The sequence below is a fragment of the Actinorhabdospora filicis genome (assembly GCF_030269765.1).
GTDB classification, from domain to species: Bacteria; Actinomycetota; Actinomycetes; order Mycobacteriales; family Micromonosporaceae; genus Actinorhabdospora; species Actinorhabdospora filicis.
In genome coordinates, this window is record NZ_BSTX01000010.1 from 1 (window position 1) to 18,804 (window position 18,804).

Annotated in this window: 13 protein-coding genes and 1 tRNA gene; 8 read left to right on the top strand and 6 right to left on the bottom strand. The window is 70.2% G+C overall.

The genetic code is table 11. The features are described from left to right. Positions 1-1,135, bottom strand: a 1,135-nt coding sequence (locus QSK10_RS33980; RefSeq protein ID WP_285667684.1) for a hypothetical protein, incomplete at its 3' end; no start/stop codon positions are given. Between the two features lie 304 nt (positions 1,136-1,439). Beyond that, positions 1,440-3,071 carry a ribosomal protection-like ABC-F family protein gene (gene abc-f, locus QSK10_RS33985; RefSeq protein WP_285667685.1) on the bottom strand — a complete coding sequence of 544 codons (1,632 nt, stop codon included), beginning with the start codon at positions 3,069-3,071 and terminating at the stop codon, positions 1,440-1,442. A gap of 437 nt (positions 3,072-3,508) precedes the next feature. On the opposite strand from abc-f, the gene QSK10_RS33990 reads away from it, so the two are divergent. Beyond that, positions 3,509-4,930 (top strand): glycoside hydrolase family 6 protein, encoded by a 1,422-nt coding sequence (locus QSK10_RS33990; protein WP_285667686.1) that lies wholly within the window; start codon positions 3,509-3,511, stop codon positions 4,928-4,930. A gap of 300 nt (positions 4,931-5,230) precedes the next feature. On the opposite strand, the gene QSK10_RS33995 is transcribed toward QSK10_RS33990, so the two are convergent. Further along, positions 5,231-6,514 carry a M18 family aminopeptidase gene (locus tag QSK10_RS33995; RefSeq protein WP_285667687.1) on the bottom strand — a complete coding sequence of 428 codons (1,284 nt, stop codon included), beginning with the start codon at positions 6,512-6,514 and terminating at the stop codon, positions 5,231-5,233. Positions 6,515-6,674: 160 nt separating this feature from the next. On the opposite strand from QSK10_RS33995, the gene QSK10_RS34000 reads away from it, so the two are divergent. From QSK10_RS34000 to QSK10_RS34015, 4 genes are all read left to right on the top strand, one after another. Then, positions 6,675-7,502: a DUF2785 domain-containing protein gene (locus tag QSK10_RS34000; RefSeq protein ID WP_285667688.1), complete on the top strand. Its 828-nt coding sequence runs from the start codon at positions 6,675-6,677 to the stop codon at positions 7,500-7,502. Between the two features lie 37 nt (positions 7,503-7,539). After that, positions 7,540-8,622 carry a winged helix DNA-binding domain-containing protein gene (locus QSK10_RS34005; protein ID WP_285667689.1) on the top strand — a complete coding sequence of 361 codons (1,083 nt, stop codon included), beginning with the start codon at positions 7,540-7,542 and terminating at the stop codon, positions 8,620-8,622. Then, complete coding sequence (locus QSK10_RS34010) at positions 8,619-9,110, top strand: cysteine hydrolase family protein (RefSeq protein ID WP_285667690.1); 492 nt, start codon at positions 8,619-8,621, stop codon at positions 9,108-9,110. Before QSK10_RS34005 ends, QSK10_RS34010 begins: the two co-directional genes overlap by 4 nt. A 71-nt stretch (positions 9,111-9,181) precedes the next feature. Beyond that, positions 9,182-9,275, top strand: a tRNA-Ser gene (locus QSK10_RS34015). Between the two features lie 447 nt (positions 9,276-9,722). On the opposite strand, the gene QSK10_RS34020 is transcribed toward QSK10_RS34015, so the two are convergent. Next, a complete protein-coding gene (locus QSK10_RS34020) occupies positions 9,723-10,298 on the bottom strand; it encodes a hypothetical protein (protein ID WP_285667691.1) in 576 nt (191 codons plus the stop codon). Positions 10,299-10,420: 122 nt separating this feature from the next. On the opposite strand from QSK10_RS34020, the gene QSK10_RS34025 reads away from it, so the two are divergent. Then, positions 10,421-11,605: a sensor histidine kinase gene (locus QSK10_RS34025; protein WP_285667692.1), complete on the top strand. Its 1,185-nt coding sequence runs from the start codon at positions 10,421-10,423 to the stop codon at positions 11,603-11,605. Further along, positions 11,602-12,240, top strand: a complete 639-nt coding sequence (locus QSK10_RS34030) for a response regulator (RefSeq protein WP_285667693.1) — start codon at positions 11,602-11,604, stop codon at positions 12,238-12,240. The genes QSK10_RS34025 and QSK10_RS34030 overlap by 4 nt, the downstream gene beginning before the upstream one ends. A 28-nt stretch (positions 12,241-12,268) precedes the next feature. Here the strand turns inward: QSK10_RS34030 and QSK10_RS34035 are convergent, their stop codons facing one another. Continuing rightward, positions 12,269-15,325, bottom strand: coding sequence for a S8 family serine peptidase (locus tag QSK10_RS34035; RefSeq protein WP_285667694.1), 3,057 nt, complete (start codon positions 15,323-15,325; stop codon positions 12,269-12,271). Between the two features lie 146 nt (positions 15,326-15,471). Next, positions 15,472-16,233: a CPBP family intramembrane glutamic endopeptidase gene (locus QSK10_RS34040; RefSeq protein ID WP_285667695.1), complete on the bottom strand. Its 762-nt coding sequence runs from the start codon at positions 16,231-16,233 to the stop codon at positions 15,472-15,474. A gap of 155 nt (positions 16,234-16,388) precedes the next feature. Here QSK10_RS34040 and QSK10_RS34045 point away from each other — a divergent pair, with 155 nt between their 5' ends. Beyond that, complete coding sequence (locus QSK10_RS34045; RefSeq protein WP_285667696.1) at positions 16,389-18,182, top strand: DUF6541 family protein; 1,794 nt, start codon at positions 16,389-16,391, stop codon at positions 18,180-18,182. Positions 18,183-18,804: the final 622 nt, after the last annotated feature.

Below are 18,804 nucleotides of genomic sequence, written 5' to 3' on the forward strand. Positions count from 1 at the left end.
CCTTGACCCACTTCAGCTTCCCCGTGAACCCCGAATACCTCTTGTCCTTGTAGGCGTCCATCCGCCGCTTGTGCTCGGCGGTGAACCCCTCACGCGCGACCTTCTCACCCTCAGAGAACTTCGCATCGACCTTGCCGTCAAGGTCGGACAGGATCTTCTCGACATCGGTTTTCGTGGCGTCGAAGACCTTCTGAAGCTTCCCCGTGACTTCAGCGCGCTTCCGCTCGTCCTCAGACTGGGCTTTGCCCTTCCCGGACGAAACATCCTGCCCGGACTTGTTCCGCGTCACCGAGAACGCCTTCATGGCGTTCGCCCCCGAAGCCTGGGCATCGGTCTTCGCGGCGGTCAAGGTCTCGTTCTCTTTGGCGCGGACCTCACCCGGGGCGGTCTTGGCGTGCTCTTCCCCGGCCTTCTTCTCCTTCAAAGCCGTATCGAAGGCCGGTTCGTTACCCTTGGCCAGCTGCTCCTCGGTGACCTCGTTGGAGGCCATCTCGGCGTTGACGTCCTTGGGGCCCTGCGAGAAATCGGTCGCGGCCGGTGGCGCCTTGTCCGGAATCGCCTTGGCCGGGTCGGGCGTACCTGGAGTCGCCGGGGGCTTGTCGGCCGCCAAAGGCTCGACCGGCTTCTCCTTGGCCGCCCCCAGATCCGGCGGAGCCTTCGTCGTCGTCTCAATCGCAGACGACGACTGCTTCTTGCCGTCCCCGACCTTGTTCGACACGTCCTGCTTGACACCATCGGCCTTACCCGACTTGCCGAACTTATCGGCCTCATCGAGGTTCTTCGGCGCCTGACGGGCGATCGCGTCGTTCACGGCCTTGATGAAGGCGGCCTTGTCGAACTCACCGGGCTTGGCCGCGTTCATCTTCTCCGCGTTGGCGGCCTTGCCCTGCGCCTCCTTATCGTCAGCGGGAGGCTTGGCGGCCTTCGCGGCGGCATCCGCCTCCTTGGTCGCCGGAGGATGCGCACGCATCGTGGACGCCTTGTTCGACACGTCGGTCTTCAAGGTCTTGAACTTGGGATCCGAGGCCGCACCCGGACGATGGGTCGGCCCCTCCTCCAAGCGCTGCACCGGTTCCAGCTCGGTCTCCGCCACCGGAGCCGAGGACTGGGCGGCCTCGGGGGCGGGTGCCTTCACGGGCGCCTTGGGGGCGGACGCGGCCTTGCGCTGGGCGACGAGGGCGGCGACCGCGCGGTTGCCGGCGCGGCCCTGGAGGCGCTGGAGGGAAGCGGGTCCGAGGCGGGTCGTGGGCTTTGGGGCCTCGGTGTCGCGATCGGTGGCCTCGGCCGGTGGGCGGGCAGCGCGGGGCGGAGGTCGTTCGGTCTCATATCGCGGTGATGTCACGCGTCGCCCCCGTGGTGATCGCCTTCGATCAAGTGTCCTGAGGGGACTGGGGGATGGGCTGCCCGCCGGATCGGCTCTGCGGGCAGCCCGGGATGCACTATGGGGCAAGCAATCTGCCGTCGCGGAGTTCGGCGTGGTCACCGGTGAACTCGCGCTGGAAGCGGCGGTCGTGGGAGACCACGAGCAACGCTCCCTTGTAGTCGGACAAAGCCTGCTGGAGCTCCTCGATGAGGGTGAGGGACAGGTGGTTGGTGGGCTCGTCGAGGATCAGCAGGTCGGCGGGACGGGTGACCAGGCGGGCGATCTCCAGGCGGCGCTGCTGGCCGATGGACAGGTCCAGGGTGGAGCGGCGCAGGTCCTCCTCGCGGAACAGGCCGAGGGAGAGCAGGGTCTCGGCGTGCTCGTCGGCGGGGCCGGGCAGGCCCTCGGCGAAGGCGGACAGCAGGTCGCGGCGGAGGCGGTCGGGCGGGAGCTCCTGCTGGAGGTAGACGGTGCGCCTGGGGCGGCGGACCTTGCCGGAGTCGGCGCGGACGACGCCCGCCAGCACGTTCAGGAGGGTGGTCTTGCCCGCGCCGTTGGGGCCGGTGAGGAGGAGCCGGGCGCCGGGGGCGAGGGTGAAGTGCTCGACGAAGAGGCGGTCGGCGACCTTGACGTCGACCAGCTCGGCGGCCAGCCCTTCGCCCTTGCCGCCGGCGACCGACGCCCGGAAGCGCAGGGGCTCCGGCGGTTTGGCGACGGGTTCGGCGCGCAGGCGTTCGAGGCGTTCCTTGGCGTTGCGGACCTGACCGGCGAGTCCGGCCTCGTGGGAGCGGCGGTGACCGGCCGTCTTGGGCCGGTCGGCGCTCTTCTCGCGCTTGGACATCTCGTCCACGCCGCGTTCGGACAGCGTCGTCTGGCGGTCGATCTCGGCGAGCCAGTCGGTGTAGTCCTGTTCCCAGCGGCGGCGGGTGGCGGCTTTGGCGGTGAGGTAGCCGGACCAGCCGTCGCCGTAGCGGGACACGGTGTGGGTGTCGCCGTCGACTTCGAGGATGGCGGTGGCCACGCGTTCCAGGAAGGCGCGGTCGTGGGTGACGGTGACGATCGTGCCGCGATGGGCCCGGAGCTGGTCCTCCAGCCAGGTGACGGAGGCGTGGTCGAGGTGGTTGGTGGGCTCGTCCAGCAGCAGGAGTTCGGGCGCGGCGGCCAGGACGCAGGCCAGCCCGAGCCGGGAGCGCTCACCGCCGGACAGTGTCTCCAGTAGACGGTCGCGGGTGATGTGGGACAGGCCGAGGTTGTGCGTGGCGGCCTCGACGCGGGCGTCGGCCTCGTAGCCGCCGCGGGCGTCGAAGGCGGCCAGCAGATCGCCGTAGGCGGTCAGGGCCTCCTCGTCGGCCTCGGCGAGGCGCTCCTCAAGGGCGCGCATCTCCCGTTCCATGGCGCGGATCTCGGACAGCGCGTCATCGACGGCGTCGGCGACGGTGGAGCCCGGCGGGAGGTCGAGGGTCTGGCCGAGGTGCCCGACGCCACCGGCGGCCGAGACGGTGACCTCGCCGTTGTCGGGGAGCTCCGACCCGGCCAGCAGACGCAGGAGCGTCGACTTGCCCGAGCCGTTCTCGCCGATGACGGCGACGCGTTCGCCGGGGCGGACGGTGAAGGAGACGGCGTCCAGGACGAGCTTGTCTCCGTACACTTTGGACGCCCCGGCGACGGCGAGCTGGGACGTGGGATGAGCGGTGCGGACGCGGGTCAAGGTGACCTCCGGGAAGAGCGCCGCGCGGCGTCCGAAGGGACGGAGTGTCCACAGGGGACGCGCACGGGAGAAGACGCGGCGGGGCTTCAGAAAAAGCGGTACCGCGTGGAAAAAGGCGGATTCACCGGACGCGAAGAGACCGGCGACGGGCGCGCGGGAGCGGCGTTCGGCCGGGCACGGGGGTCACGGGTTCGCAGAACCCGGACGCGCACTCGCGCACCGGCGCGCTCCTCAAGGGGGCGCCGCTCCTAGGAGTAGATCAGCAGGCCTATCACGCCGACAACCGTAGCCGAAGATCATCGGCGGGTCGAGGGTTTAAAGCGCGCGAACCACGAGAAACCTCTCACAGCCGCATGTATGGACATCGGAAAGCGCGTTCACTACCGTGGCGTGCTCCGTCATCTCAAGACGGTCATCCGGCTACAGAAGGAAGATAGATGCGCGTACTTCTCCGTACCGCCCTCACCGGCGCCGCCGTCCTGGCGCTGACCGCCACCGCGGCCCCGGCGTTCGCCGCGCCCTCGGTCCCGGCCGCGCCCACGGCGGTGAACCTGGTCAAGAACGGCGGCTTCGACTCCGGCACCACCTCGTGGTGGAACGGCGCCAACACCTCCATGTCGGTCTCCGGCGGCGCGCTGAGCGTGGCGGTGACCGGCGGCGGTGCCCGCTGGGACGCACCGATCGGCCAGGACGGCGTGGCGATCACCGCCGGGCGCAGCTACACGATCTCCTTCGACGTCAAGGCGTCCAAGGCGGCGAAGATCCGCTCGGTGGTGCAGCTCGGGGCCAACCCGTGGACGCCGACGCACGATGCGGACAACATCGACGTGACCACCTCCTTCGCCCGCAAGAGCTTCACCTTCACCTCGACGCTGACGACGAACGCGCAGGTCGGCTTCCAGCTCGGCGGCAACGGCGCCTTCACCCTCGGCCTGGACAACGTCTCGCTCACCGAGAACACCGCGGCGCCGCAGTTCTATGTGGACCCCCGCAACAACGCGCAGCGCTGGATCGACGCCCATGCCGGCGATGAGCTGATCCCGCTGATCCGCGACAACATCGCCACCCGGGCCGGCGCGAAGTGGTTCGGCTCCTGGAGTGGCTACACCGAGGCCGAGATCGCCACCGCGGTGGGCAACTACGTCACCGACGCGCAGAACGCGGGCAAGACGCCGATCCTGGCCGCGTACAACATCTACGGGCGCGACTGCGGCGGCTACTCGGCGGGCGGCCCGCTGACCGCGGCCGACTACGAGAAGTGGATCCGCGGCTTCGCCACCGGCATCGGGAACCGGCCCGCGATGGTGATCCTGGAGCCGGACGCGGTGGCGCAGATGATCGACTGCGGCATGTCCGAGGCGGACAAGACGACCCGCCGCAACCTGCTGACCTTCGCCACGCAGCAGCTGGCGGCCAAGGCGCCGCAGGCGTGGACGTACCTGGACGCCGGCAACGACGGCTGGATCGCCCCGGCCGCGATGGCGCAGGGCCTGAAGGAGTCCGGCATCGCCAATGTCCGCGGCTTCGCGGTGAACGTGTCCAACTACAAGTCCACCGCCCGTTCCGAGGACTACGGGACGCGCGTCAACGCCGCCCTGCCCACCCCGAAGAAGTTCGTCGTGGACACCTCCCGCAACGGCGGCTCGACTGTGGACGGCGACTGGTGCAACGCCAGGGGCGCCAAGCTCGGCACCCCCAGCGGCCCCGGCACCGGCGCGGCGGAGTTCCTGCTGTGGGTGAAGTTCCCCGGCGACTCCGACGGCGAGTGCACCCACACCGGCCACAGCGACCCGAAGGCGGGCGAGTTCTCCACCGCCCTCGCCAAGGCGCTGATCACCGGGAACTGGGCGGGCGTATAGAACAACCCGCCACATAACAGTACGTGACGGGTTGACTACACCAAATTGCACATGCAGACTGACCGAGTGGACGTATCGGGCGATTCTCCCCGGAGCGACGCGGCTCCCGGGGCAGATCCGTGGGAGATCCAGCGCACGCACCGCAACGCCGGTGGCTGGTGCGCCGCCTGCGGACGCTGCTTCCCGTGCCGCACGCGGATAGCGGCGGCCGATCTGCTCGTGCGGGCGATCTCGGCGGTGGACGCGCGGCCGGACCGGGTTCCGGCCCGGCCGCGCGACGCCGTCCTCAAGGGCGGCTCGTTACTCCCCCTGGAACGCGGCGAGGGCCGCGGCCAGCAGGTACGGGTCGTCCGAGCCGCACAGCTCGCGCGCGGAGTGCATGGACAGGATCGCCACGCCGACGTCGATGACGTGGATGCCCAGGCGGGCGGCGGTGATCGGGCCGATCGTGGTGCCGCAGGGCATCGCGTTGTTGGACACGAAGACCTGGGACGGGACGCCCGCCCGCTGGCAGGCCGCGACGAACGCCGCCCGGCCCGCGCCGTCGGTGGCGTAGCGCTGGTTCACGTTGACCTTGAGCATCGGGCCGCCGTTGGGCATGGGGTGGTGGCCCGGCTCGTGCTTCTCGACGTAGTTGGGGTGCACGGCGTGGCCGACGTCGATCGACACGCACACGGTGGCGGCCAGGGCGCGCAGGCGGTCCTCGGCGTTGCCGCCGCGCACGGCGATGAGCCGGTCCAGGACGTTGCCCAGCAGCGGGCCGCCCGCGCCGGTGTCGCTCTCCGAGCCGACCTCCTCGTGGTCGAACAGGGCCAGCACCGGGATGTGGCTCGGCGCGCCCTGCGAGGCGGCGATCATGCCCATGACGGCCGAGTGCGCGCCGAGCAGGTCGTCCAGGCGCGGCGCGGCCATCAGCTCGCCGTCGCGGCCGATGTAGGCCGGCGGCTGGAGGTCGTAGGTCATCAGGTCCCACCCGGCGACGGCGTCGGGGTCGACCCCGGCCTCCTTGGCCACGTAGGCGATCAGGCCCTCGTCATCGGGTCCGCCCAGGCCCCAGATGGGCGTCATGTGCTGCTGCGGGTCCAGCACCAGGCCCTGGTTGACATCGCGGTGCAGGTGCACGGCCAGCTGCGGGACGCGCAGGAGCGGCCGGTCGATGTCGACCAGCGTGGACGTCCCGTCCAGCAGCGAGATCCGCCCGGCGAGCCCGAGGTCGCGGTCCAGCCAGGTGTTGCGGGGGACGCCGCCGTAGATCTCCACGGCGACCTGCTTCCAGCCCGCGCGCCCGGCGTCCGGGTGCGGCTTGACCCGCAGGTTCGGGGAGTCGGTGTGCGCGCCGGTGATCCGGAACGGGGTGGACGCCTCGGCCCCCTCGGGGATGAACCAGGCGATCAGCGCGCCGCCGCGGATCAGGTAGTGCCCGCCGGGCAGCGACGGCCACGGAGCGGTCTCCTCGACCGCGGTGAACCCGGCCCGCTCAAGACGGCCGGCGGCGGCCCGTACGGCGTGGTACGGCGACGGGCTCGCCGAGACGAACGCCATGAGGTCATCGGTCAGGCTGCGGTCGAAAACAACGGTGCTCACGGTGCTCCGATAGATGTCGTTCGATCAGGGGTGTCTTTCTGGAGCCTAAACCGAGGCAGGCTCCGTTCACCGTCCGTGCGGCTGTTTTGAGACCAAGACCGCCGGGCGGGACGCCTGACATACGCGGTATTTTCACTCGCACAGGGCTGAAGGAGGAAACGTGCTGGAGTACTGGCGAGCGGTTCGGGACATGGAGTGGATGATCCCGACGGACCGTCCGCTCGACGTCCTCGTCGAAGAGCTCACCGTCCTCCTCGCCTCTCCCGATCCCGAGTTGCGCGACGAACTGGCCTATACCGGGCTGGTGCGCTGGACCCTCAAGGGTTCCCTCGATGACCGGCTCACCGACCTCGGCTACCGCATGGTGAAGCTCTTCGAGCACCCCGACGTCCAGGCCCGCACCTTCGCGACGCTGATCCTGGGCGCGGTCATGGAGCGCGACAACGCCGCCGACCTGCTGGACGTCGCCGACGTCCGCGCCTGGCGCGACGCGTTCGTGAACTGGTGGGCGACCGAGCCGGACGTGCGCGGCTGGGACGACGAGCTGGGCTGGCTGCACGCCGTCGCGCACGGCGCCGACACCCTGGCCGCCTTCGGCTGCTCGCCGCGCCTGTCGGCGATGGAGGCCGCCGATCTGCTGGACGTCGGCGTCGCGCGCCTGATCGCCCCCAGCGGCTACCTGTACGCCCACCAGGAGGACGACCGGCTCGCGCTGGCCTTCGCGCTGATCCTGTGCCGCCAGGACCTCACCGAGGAGCTGTCGGTGGCGTGGCTGTCGGGCGTGCAGCGCTACTTCGAGGCCGGTGAGCCCGGTCCGGTGCCGGTCCCGGCGTCGAACACGATGCGCATGATGCACTCGCTGTACCTGCACGTCGACCTGGGCGTGCACTACGAGAACCTGACCCGCGAGCTGGCGCACGCCGAGGCGGTCCGGCGCGAGATGGTGCGGCTGCTGTCGATGGTGTGGCCCTCGCTCCCGACTCTTTAGGACGGGAGTAGTCCTAAAGGCGCGTTACGGTGAGCGCATGGTTCTCACCCGCCGCGCACTGAACCGGGCCACGCTCGCCCGCCAGCACCTGCTGTCCCGCGTCGACATGCCCGCCCTCGACATGATCGGCCACCTCGTCGGCCTCCAGTCACAGGCGCCGCACGCCGCCTACTACGGGCTCTGGTCGCGGCTGGAGAACTTCGCCTTCGACGACCTCTCGCAGCTGCTGGTCTCGCGTCAGGTCGTGCGCATCGCGGCCATGCGCAGCACCATCCACCTCGTCACCGCCGAGGACGCCCTGGGGCTGCGCGCCTTCACCCAGGAGGCCCTCGAACGCGACCTGCGCAACAACAGCATCCACAAGGCGGGCGTGGCCGGCGTCGACATGGACGAGGTCCTCGCCATCGGCCGCGAGCTCATCGAGGCCGAGCCGCTCACCGCCGTCCGGCTGCGCGAGGCCTTCGCCGAGCGCTGGCCCGAGCGCGACCACGCCGCGCTGGCCTACGCCGTCCGCTGCCTGCTGCCCTCGGTGCAGGTGCCGCCGCGCGGGCTGTGGAACACCTCGGGCCCCATCGCGCACACCACCGCCGAGAAATGGCTGGGCCGGACCCTGTCCCCCATCGACCCGGCCGCGCTCGTCGTCCGTTACCTGGCCGCCTTCGGGCCCGCCTCGGTCAAGGACATGCAGAAGTGGTCGAGCGTGACCCGCCTCAAGGCGGTCTTCGAGAGCCTGCGGCCCGAGCTGATCACGTTCCGCGACGAGAACGGCGTCGAGCTCTTCGACCTGCCCGACGCTCCCCGGCCCGGCGAGGACGCCGAGGCGCCCGCCCGCCTCGTCGCGCCCTTCGACAACCTGCTCCTCTCCCACGCCGACCGCACCCGCGTCATCTCCGAAACCGACATCAAGCGCGTCATCACCAATAACGGCATCGTGCGCGGCTCGCTCCTGGTGGACGGCTTCTTCGTCGGCGCCTGGGACATCGAAAGGGGAAAGGAGGCGGTGATCACACTCGACCTCTACCACCCCGTCGCCGACACATCCGCCCTGGAAGCGGAGGCCCACCGCCTCCTGAACGACACCGATCCCGGCATTCCGCATGACGTACGGTTGCGCGCATGACTTCCGCCCTCGTTGTCCTGGACCTGATGACGCGCATCGCCGCCCTCGATCTCGCGCCCCTCACCGGCGAGGAGACGGTGACCGCCGCCGGCCGCCTCGTCGAGCGCGCCCGCGCGGCCGGGGCGACCGTCGTCCACGTGCGCGTCGAGCGTCCCAACGTCGACGAGCAGCCTCCCGGCTCCGGCTTCCACGACGCCGCTCAGCCCGGTCCCGGCGACTGGGAGCTCGTGAAGCGCTCGGTGGGCCTGTTCGAGACCACCGACGCCGAGGCGAGCCTGCGCGAGGACGGCGCCGGGCACCTCGTCCTGTGCGGCATCGCCACCGAGATGGCCGTCCTGCACACCGCCCGCGAGGCCGTCGAGCTCGGTTTCACCGTGACCGTCGCCGAGGACGCCTGCACCGGCCTCACCGTCGAGGGCCACAAGGAGGGCCTCGCCGAACTCGCCACCCTCGGCACCGTGACCACCACCGACGCCGTCGCGTTCTAGTCGGCTACCGCTTTGCGCGGGCCGAGACCGGACCGGTATGCTCGACCGGCGCGCAGCACATCCGCGCGCATGGAGGCTTCGCCTAGTCTGGTCTATGGCGCCCGCCTGCTAAGCGGGTTTGGGGTTCATCCCCCATCCCGGGTTCAAATCCCGGAGCCTCCGCCAACGTGGAAAACGGCCCCTCGCACACGCGAGGGGCCGTTTTCTCACCCGTCAGACGTCACAGGGACAGTCACTACAGTCCCAGCCGCCGACGTCGGGCGTACGGCAGCAGGAATACCAGCAGCGCACCCCCGTGCCGCACCTGAAGCGGTAGCACTCCAGGGACCCGGTTCCGGCCGCGGCGGCGACCCTGGGCACGAGACGGTCGAGAACGCGATCGGCGAGTCCGGCGACAAAGCGCATGGCGCTCCCCCTTTCTTGTCGGATGCCCACAGCCTCGGCCGCCACGGCGGCATCCACAATGGACGCCGCCACCCGGCCCGGCCCGCCCGCGCGCCCGCGACCTGCGCCGATGCCCCGGCGGGCCGCCCGCGCGGCCGGGCGATCCTGCGCGTCCGGCGACGCGAAACGGCCCCCGTCGCCGGACGGGGGCCGCGCTCGTACGGTGGGTCAGCGTTCCACCGGCTCCCACTGCCGCTGCTCCGGCGCCTGCGCCGCCTTCGGCTTCTTCGGCCAGATCGTGTAGCTCAGCGCGATGATCCCCGCGATGACCGGGACCTTCAGGGTCCACACCACCTGCGACACCAGCGCGTCGGTGCGCGCGGAGTCGGCCACCAGCCACACCATCAGGTAGGCCACCCCCATCGAGATGCCCCAGGCCAGGACGGCCTTCGCCGTCCAGATCCACTCGCTCTTGGCGCGGGCCATGCCGTACTTCGGCGGCTTGACCGGGGGCGGGCCGCCGAAGAAGCGGTGCGCCACGCGCTGGTCGGCCCAGCGGACCATGGCGTGCCCGAAGACGACCGAGTAGCCCAGGTAGAGGGCGGCGAGGGTGTGGGTGATGTCGGCGGTGGCGCCGTCGCGCATGTGCTTCACCGAGACGGCGAGCAACACGACGTCCACCATGGGCACGAGAAGGAGGATGAACGTGCTCACCCGGCGCAGCTTGAACACGTAGCGGAAGAGCAGGCCGAGCCCGATCAGGATCCAGAACGCGAACTCGGCGCCGATGATGAATGCTGCCATGCCTCAATGATCACCACCGGGAACGCGCGGGACATCGCCCCGCCGCACGAACCCGGTGTACATCGAAGTGTGTACGTCCCGGGTCCGATGCGGCCGCGGGCGCGAGGTGATGGGATAGGTCGGTGATCACCTGGGCCGCCGACCGACGCAGCACGCGCATCGACGCGCTGTACGCCACCATCGCGGTGCTGGGCGGCGTCGTCCTCTACTTCGTGGGCGCCTACGGGTCCGGCTTCTTCCCCGAGGACGGCGACCAGCCCCTGTGGCTGCGGATCGGCCCGCTGCTGCTGGGCGCGTTCTCGGTGTTCCTGCGCCGAGGCATGCCGCTGACCAGCCTCATCCTGGGCACCGCCGCCTTCGCCGCCGACTTCCTGATGGGCCCCTCGGTCGCGCTGTTCGTCATCTTCCAGGACAACCTGTACTCGGCGACGGCGTACGGCCCGCGCCGGACGCAGTGGTGGCTGAACGGCTTCGCCGTCACCATCGCCCTGGGCTGCGGGATCTGGCTGGGCGTGGCCTCGGACAGCTTCCGCTGGGGCTTCCTCGTCGCCCTCATCGTCATCGGCCTCAGCACCACGCCCGTCCTCACCGGCGTCATCGTGCGCCTGTACCGGCAGCGGCTCGCCGAGGCCAAGGAGCACGCGCGGCAGCTGGCGCGGCTGGCCGAGCTGGACCGCCGTGGCGCGGTCAACGCCGAGCGCACGCGCATGGCGCGGGAGCTGCACGACGCGGTCGCCAACCAGTTCGGCGCGATCGCGATGCAGACGGCCGCGTTGATCTCGCGCGGCGACCTGGACGAGGCCACCCGGCAGACGGTCCTCCACACGATCCGCGACAGCAGCCTGCGCGGCCTGGCGGAGCTGCGCGGCATGATCGAGCTGCTGCGCGCGCCCGGCGAGGGCGCCGACGCGCCGGTCAGCCACCGGCTGGACGAGGCGGAGGCGCTGGCCGCGTCCGTCCCCGGCCTGAAGGTGGACCTGAAGGTGACCGGGACGCCCGAGGAGCTCCCGGCGGCGGTCGACCTGGCGGGCTACCGCATCCTCCAGGAGTCGCTGGCCAACGCCGCCAAGTACGGCACGGGCGTGGCCGAGGCCGTCATCGACTACGCCGAGGCGGTCACCATCACCGTCGACAGCCCGATCGGGACGGTCACGCCCGGCGCCGACAGCGGCGGCGCGGGCCTGGTCGGCATGAGCGAGCGGACCCAGCTGCTCGGCGGCACGTTCGCCGCGGGCCCCCTGGGACATCCACAAGGGACGGTGTGGCGAATGCGCGCCGTCCTGCCCTTCAGCCGGGAGGAAAAATGATCCGGGTCCTGGTCGCCGACGACCACGCCGCCGTGCGCACCGGGCTGGTGCTGATCCTGGGCGGCGCGCCCGACATCGAGGTGGTCGGCGAGGCCACCGACGGGGAGAAGGCCGTGGCGATGGCCCGCGAGCTCGAACCCGACGTGGTGGTGATGGACGTGCGGATGCCGCGCATGGACGGCATCGCGGCCACCGAGGCCCTGCGCGGCCACTCCGACGTGCTCATCCTGACCACCTTCGACGTGGACGAGTACGTCTTCGGCGCGCTGCGGGCGGGCGCGGCGGGTTTCCTGCTGAAGAACTCCGACGCCGAGGCGCTCATCGACGCCGTCCGCGTGGTCGCGCGCGGGGACGGGCTGATCTCCCCGGCGGTCACCCGGCGGCTCATCGCGCGGTTCGCCGAGCGGCCGGAGCCGGAGCCGCTGCCGGACCTGGACGTCCTCACCCCGCGCGAGCGCGAGGTCTTCGCCGCGCTGGGCCGGGGCGAGTCGAACGCCGAGATCGCCACCGGGCTGGGCATGGCCGAGGCGACGGTGAAGACGCACGTGAGCCGGGTGCTGACCAAGCTGGGCCTGCGCAGCCGGGTGCAGGCGGCGATCCTGGCCCGGGAGAGCGAGAACCGCCCCTCGCCGTGACGGCGAGGGGCGGCTCGGGCGGGGGCGGTCAGGCCTTGACGCCCAGGATGCTGTTGCCGACCTGGACGTTGTTGCCGTCCAGGTAGATCAGCGCGCCGAGGTAGCGCTGACCGGCGGTGAGGCCGGTCCACGACGCCTTGAGGGTGACGGGGGCCGCCACGGAGACCGACGTGGACGCCGGGCTCACCGTCAGCGGGGCCGCGCCCTCGGCGCCGACCGTCCACGTGTGCAGGAGGATGTCCTGCGTGGCGGCCGGGCCGTCGAAGAAGTCGGCGAAGACCACGTACGTCGCGCCGGGCGCGAGCGTCAGGGTCTCGTTCGACCCGCCGACGGCGGAGTTGCCGAGGAGCGTGAGGGCGCCGTTGGCGGCCTTGCGGTAGACGAAGAGGTCCACGTCGGTGCCGTCGCCGTAGCGGCCGTAGTCGTCATCGAAGGTCGCCACGCGGCCGAAGAGGGCCGAGGCCGGGACCGTGAACTCGATCTTGCCGACGTGGGCGGAGGTCGCCGGGTTGTTGGCGTCCCAGTCCTCGTTCGACTTCGACAGGGTCAGGGTCTTGGCCTGGTCGGCGGCCAGCGGGGTCGCGACCGTCTTGAGCGTGCCGCTGAAGCCGGGGGTGATCTTCAGGTCGGACGAGCCGGTGACACCGGTGCCGGTGGCCTCGCTCGGCGCCGACAGGTTGACCGGCTTGACGACGATGGGGCTGCGGACGGTGTGGCCCTGGAGGGCCTTCCAGGTCAGCGCGCCGAACGCGTACTTGTTCGCCGCGGCGTCGGTGCGGGTGATGGTGACCTTGAAGGTCGCCGACTGGCCCGGACGCAGGACGATCGACTTCTTGTCCACCGCGATCTTGATGCCCGCGGGGGCCTCGACGGTGGAGAAGTAGGTCTCGGTCTTGTTCGACACGTTGGTGACCGTGCGGGTGACGGTCTGCTGGCCGACGAGCTGGCCGATCGCGATCGACGGGTAGTTCAGGTCGCTCGGGTCGATCGAGCCGACGGTCTCGCAGATCGAGGGACCGTTCGGCAGGAGCTGGAACTGGCCCAGACCGCAGCCGTAACGCGCCCAGTCGACCTCGTTGGAGTCGAAGACCAGGCCCGGGTCCAGCGCCTGGGCGATGCGGACGTGACCGGCGCCGTAGTCGAACGGCGTGGCGTCCTTGCCGGCGCGCTGGATCGGCTTGCCGGCGTTGTCCAGCGTGGTCGCGGTGGTCATCAGCGCCGACTTGACCGCCATCGGCGACCAGTCGGGGTGCTTGGCGACGACCAGCGCGGCCAGGCCCGCGATGTGCGGAGACGACATCGAGGTGCCCTGGTAGGACTGGAAGTTGTTGCCGTTGTTGCCCGCGGGCGACACGGCGGCGATGACGTCCACGCCGGGGGCGGTGATGTCGGGCTTCAGCAGGTCACCGCCACCGGCGATGGCGGGACCGGCCGAGGAGAAGGAGCCCATCTCGGGGGCGCGCTTCTTGTACTGGACACCGGCCTCCAGGGACGCCGTGGGCGTCGCGGTGGAGGACAGGTACGCCAGCAGCTTCTGGCCGTTGGTCGCGTCCAGGTGCACCGACGGGACGGCCTGGAAGTCGGCCGCGATGTCGGCGGCGCCACCGGGCACGTTGAACTGGATCATGCCGACGCCGCCGGCGTTCTTGACGGCGATCGACTTGTCGGTACGGGCCACGACACCGCGCTGGCAGGCCACGATCTTCCCGGCGGCCTTGGCCGGGTCGAGGGAGCCGATGGCGCACAGGTTGGCGTCACTGGGGTTGGCACCGGGAGCCGCGATGTCCTTGGACAGCACGACCGGGGCGGACGGCAGGGCCGCGCCGCGACCGGCACCGGCGAGCTTCTGGCCGTCGCCGAGCACGGCGGTGGCGGCGAAGTCGCGGTCGTGCGAGGAGGCGGCGACGGTGGTCAGCCACGGCGAGTTGTGCGCCACGGTGGACGCGCCGGGGCCGGAGTTGCCGGCGGAGGCCGCGACGAAGATGCCCGCGGCGGCGGCCTGGTAGAAGGCCATCTCAACCGGGTCCACCACGGAGTTCTTGGAACCCGAGATGGAGTAGTTGATGACGTCCACGCCGTCGTTGGTGGCCTGCTCGATGGCCGCGACCAGGTCGGAGGTCACCGCGCAGGCGTCGGGGTCGATGGTCTCCCAGCACGCCTTGTACACCGAGAGGCGCGCGGCGGGGGCCATGCCGGAGATCTTGCCGACGGACACGCCGTCGATGCTCGCGTCGACGCCGTTGTTGCCGGCGGCGGTCGAAGCGGTGTGGCTGCCGTGGCCGCCGTAGTCGCGCGGGGAGCGGAACTCACCGGCGATGGGCGGGGTGTTGCTCTTGCGGATGCCGTCCTCGAAGTAGCGGGCGGCGATCACCTTGTCGTTGCACTCGATGTTGCGCTCGGGCGTGTCGACGCCGGTGTCGCAGGTGCCGGTGAAGTTCTGGCGCAGGGCCTCCTCGGCCTCGGCCGACCAGGGCTTGGCCAGCGGGCCGAACGCGGCGTTCTCCGGCCAGAAGCCGGTGTCGATAACGCCGACGACGACGCCTTCGCCGGCGTTCTCCACACCCGAGAACTGGCTCTGCCACACGCCGTTGGACCCGGACAGACCGAGGAAGGTCGGGGTGTCGACGGTGTCCTTGCCGCGCGCCTCGTCCTTCCACATGCCGACCACGCCGTTGGTCTTGGCCATGGTGGCCGCCTCTTTGGCGGTCAGCGTGACGGCCATGCCGTTGAACGTGGTGTCGAAGGTGTAGACGGTGTCGGCGCCGGGCACCTTGTCCAGGACCGCGTCGCGGTTGCGCGCGAGCAGGCCGGTGTAGGCCTTGACGGCCGGGTCGTTCTTGTCGAACTTCTCGCCGCCGTCGGGCTTGGTGGCGGCGTAGCCGGAGATGCCACCGTTGTAGCTGGCCGCAGGGGCGCCGGCCAGTGCGACGATGTAGGTTCCGGCGGAATATTCGGGGCTCGTACCCGGGATACCCGGGTCGGCCTGGGCGCTGCCCGTACCCACCAGTGCGAACGCGGTGACCGCGGCGGTGGTGAGGGACAGCGCGACCGGCGTGCGAGCGCCGATCCTTCGCTGTGACGACACTATTTGTTGCCTCCTCCAGACGCGCGCATCTTGCGCGCGCAGGCGGGAGCCTATGGGAACGGAGGGTGACCGCGAAATATCTCACACGATCTTGAATTGCGACCGAGATCCGATCGTAATCAAATCGAGATCCCTAAATACCGTGGTTAATTGGAAAGCCACGCAACGTGATCTTTGAGCAGGGCGAAACCGACGAACGCCACGATGTCCAGCAAGGTGTGCGCCACGATGAGCGGACCGATTCGTCCGGTACGCCGGTACCAGAGCGCGAATATCACGCCCATGACCGCGTTGCCGACGAATCCGCCGAAGCCCTGGTAGAGGTGGTAGGAACCGCGCAGGATCGAGCTGGCGGCGATGGTCGCGACGACTCCGGCACGCATTTGCCGCATTCTGGTCATGAGGTAGCCCACGACCACGACCTCTTCCAGGATCGCGTTCTGCGCCGCCGACAGGATCAGCACTGGCACCGCCCACCACTGGGAAGGCAGGTCGGCGGCCACCACGGTGGTGTTCAGGCCCATTTCCCGGGCGGCGAAATAGAGCGCCAATCCCGGAATACCGATCACGGCGGCCAGTCCCGCGCCACTTGACAGGTCGAAGAACGGGCGTTTCACGTCGAGCCCCAGCGTCCGCCACGGGCTCGTCCCGTCCCGCGACAGCAGGTGCACCGCCAGCGCGGCCGGCACGAGCGCGAAGAAGATGCCCAGGACCTGGTAGGTCAGGTCCAGCCACGGCCGCGGCGAGGCCGAGGCGTTCAGGGTGGACGTGGCGCTGGCCAGCCCGCCGGGCGCGGTCAGCTTGGCGATGATGCTGACCAGCGAGTACACCGCCGACTTGCCGAGGGACACCGCGAGCACGAGGAAGACCTCGGCGCGCAGGACGCGATGCGACGGTGTCTCGGTCATGCCGGGCAGCCTACGTGGTGCGACGCGCGTCACGTTCGGACAACCTCGCGGGGAGATGGTCTCGTCCACCCCGTGAGCAGTCAGACCGTTCTGCGCCCTACTTCGTATACTGTCCCGGCCGCGGCCTCAGCCGCGGCATGATCTGTGGAGGTACCGTGCGCAGTCGCTGGCGTGCACTCGGAGCCCGGCTGCGCCCGCACCGCCTGGCGCTGGTCATCTTCGCCCTGGCCTCGGTCTGGGTGATGTCGAACATGTGGCTCGATCCGGCCGGCCGGATCATGAGCAACAATCCCGGCGGCGACCAGGAGCTGTTCGAGTGGATGCTCCAGCACACCGCCTACTGCGTCACGCATTTCGAGAACCCGCTCGGGACGCACCTGATGAACGCGCCCAAGGGCGTGAACCTGATGGCGAACACGTCGGTGATCGCCATCGGCATCGTCATGACGCCGTTCACGCTGCTGCTGGGCGCGCCCTTCGCCTACACCCTGGCGATGACGATCGGGCTCTTCGGGACGGCCGCCGGCTGGTATTACGTCCTCGTCCGGCACCTGAGGCTGTCTCGCCTGGCGGCCTTCGTCGGCGCGGCCCTGTGCGCCTTCGGCCCGGCGACGATGTCGCACGCCAACGCGCACCTGAACTTCACCGCGATGATCCTGGTGCCGTTCATCATCGCCCAGATCCTGCGGCTGCGCGAGGACGGGCGCTGGCTGCGGTCCGGGATCTGCCTGGGCCTGCTGCTGACCGTGCAGATGTTCATCGGTGAGGAGATCGTCTTCCTCATCGCGCTGTTCATGATGGTCTTCACGCTGTTCTACGCCTTCGTCCAGTGGGACGACGTGCGCTCCTGGATCGGCCGCTACGCCAAGGGCCTCGGCATCGCCGCCGCCGTCGCGACTCCCCTACTGGCCTTCCCGCTGTGGTGGCAGTTCTTCGGGCCGCAGTCCTACGTGGGCATCCCCTGGGCCGCCCGCTCCTTCGAGGCCGACGTGGCGTCCTACGTCGCCCTCCCCACCGGCTCGATCGCCGGCACCCTCCAGCCGCCCGGCTTCGCGCTGCGGCACAACCCGACCGAAGAGAACGCCTTCTACGGCTGGGGACTGGCGCTGCTGGTGATCGTCTTCGCCGTGTGGCTGTGGCGCAACCACCGCGCCCTGCGCGCGGCGGCGCTGGCCTCGCTGGTGTTCATCCTGTTCTCCTTCGGGCCCGAGATCAAGATCAACGGATGGTGGACCGGCATCCCCGGCCCCTACCGGCTCGTCGAGCACATCCCGCTGATCGACTCGACCCTGCCCACGCGCCTCAGCCTCCCGCTGCTGCCCGTGGTCGCGCTGATGGTCGCCTTCGGCATCGACAAGGTCCGCGCGATCGGGGCGGACCTGCCCAAGCCCCGCCGGGGGGAGAGCGCCGTCCGGCACCAGCTGCGGCTCGGCTGGTTCGCGGCGGTCGCGGTGGCCTTGCTGCCGTTGTTGCCGCTGCCGGTGGTGACTTCGGCGCGGACGCCGATTCCGGCTTTCTTTACCGATGGGGCTTGGAAGCCTTACGTTTCCGATGGCGGGACGCTGGTTCCGGTGCCGCTGCCCGGGGATGTGAACTGGACCGGGATGCGCTGGCAGGTGGCGGCGGACCTGGGGTTCGCGATTCCGCTGGGGGCGTTCATCGGACCGAACGTGAAGGACCACGACAAGGGGATGTGGTCGGCTCCTCGTAATCCGACGGCGAACTTGATTTTTTGGGTGACGCAGACCGGGCAGGTTCCGGAGGTTACGGACGTGCAGCGGGCGCAGGCGCGGGTTGATTTGGAGGGGTGGAAGGCGGAGGTGGTGGTTTTGCAGGAGACGGCGGCTAATACGGCTCTGTTGAGTATGTTGACGGACATGTTGGGGGAGCCGGTGAAGGTGAAGGATGTTTGGGTTTGGGATGTTCGGGGGTTTGTGGCGGGGGAGTAAGGGGTCCGGCTTCGCCGTCGCCGTCGCCGTCGCCGTCAGCCCTGACCGTCACCGCCTGACCGTCACCGCCTGACCGTCACCGCCTGACCGTCACCGCCTGACCGTCTTTCGGCTTGCGGGCCGTGGGCCTCACCCAGCCCACGCCCCGGGCCGCCGGGGTCACGCCGTCTCACCGGGCCGGGGTTCACCTCACAAGGCCGCTCTCAGTAGCCTCCAGCCGCCTCGCCTTGGGTCTCACCCGCTCGCTGCCTCGGCCCACGCCGCCTTCTTCTCGCCTCTTTCCCGCCTGCCATCTCTCGCCCCGCCATCTCTCGCCCCGCCATCTCTCGCCCCGCCATCTCTCGCCCCGCCATCTCTCGCCCCGCCATCTCTCGCCCCGCCATCTCTCGGCTTGCGGGCCACACACCTCACCCCAACCACGCCCGGCCACCAGGACCACCCCAGCCCTCCAAGCCCCCACCCCAGCGACTCCCCCGCCCTCAGCCCCGCACCACCCCGGCCCGCACCACCTCCGTCGTGCCTCTCCCCCTTGGCCCGGCCCTTCCATCCCCACCCTTCTCGTTCGGCGTGCTACCCGCGGATCTCCCGTCGTTCGGCCTCGCAGACGGTGAACGAGGAACCT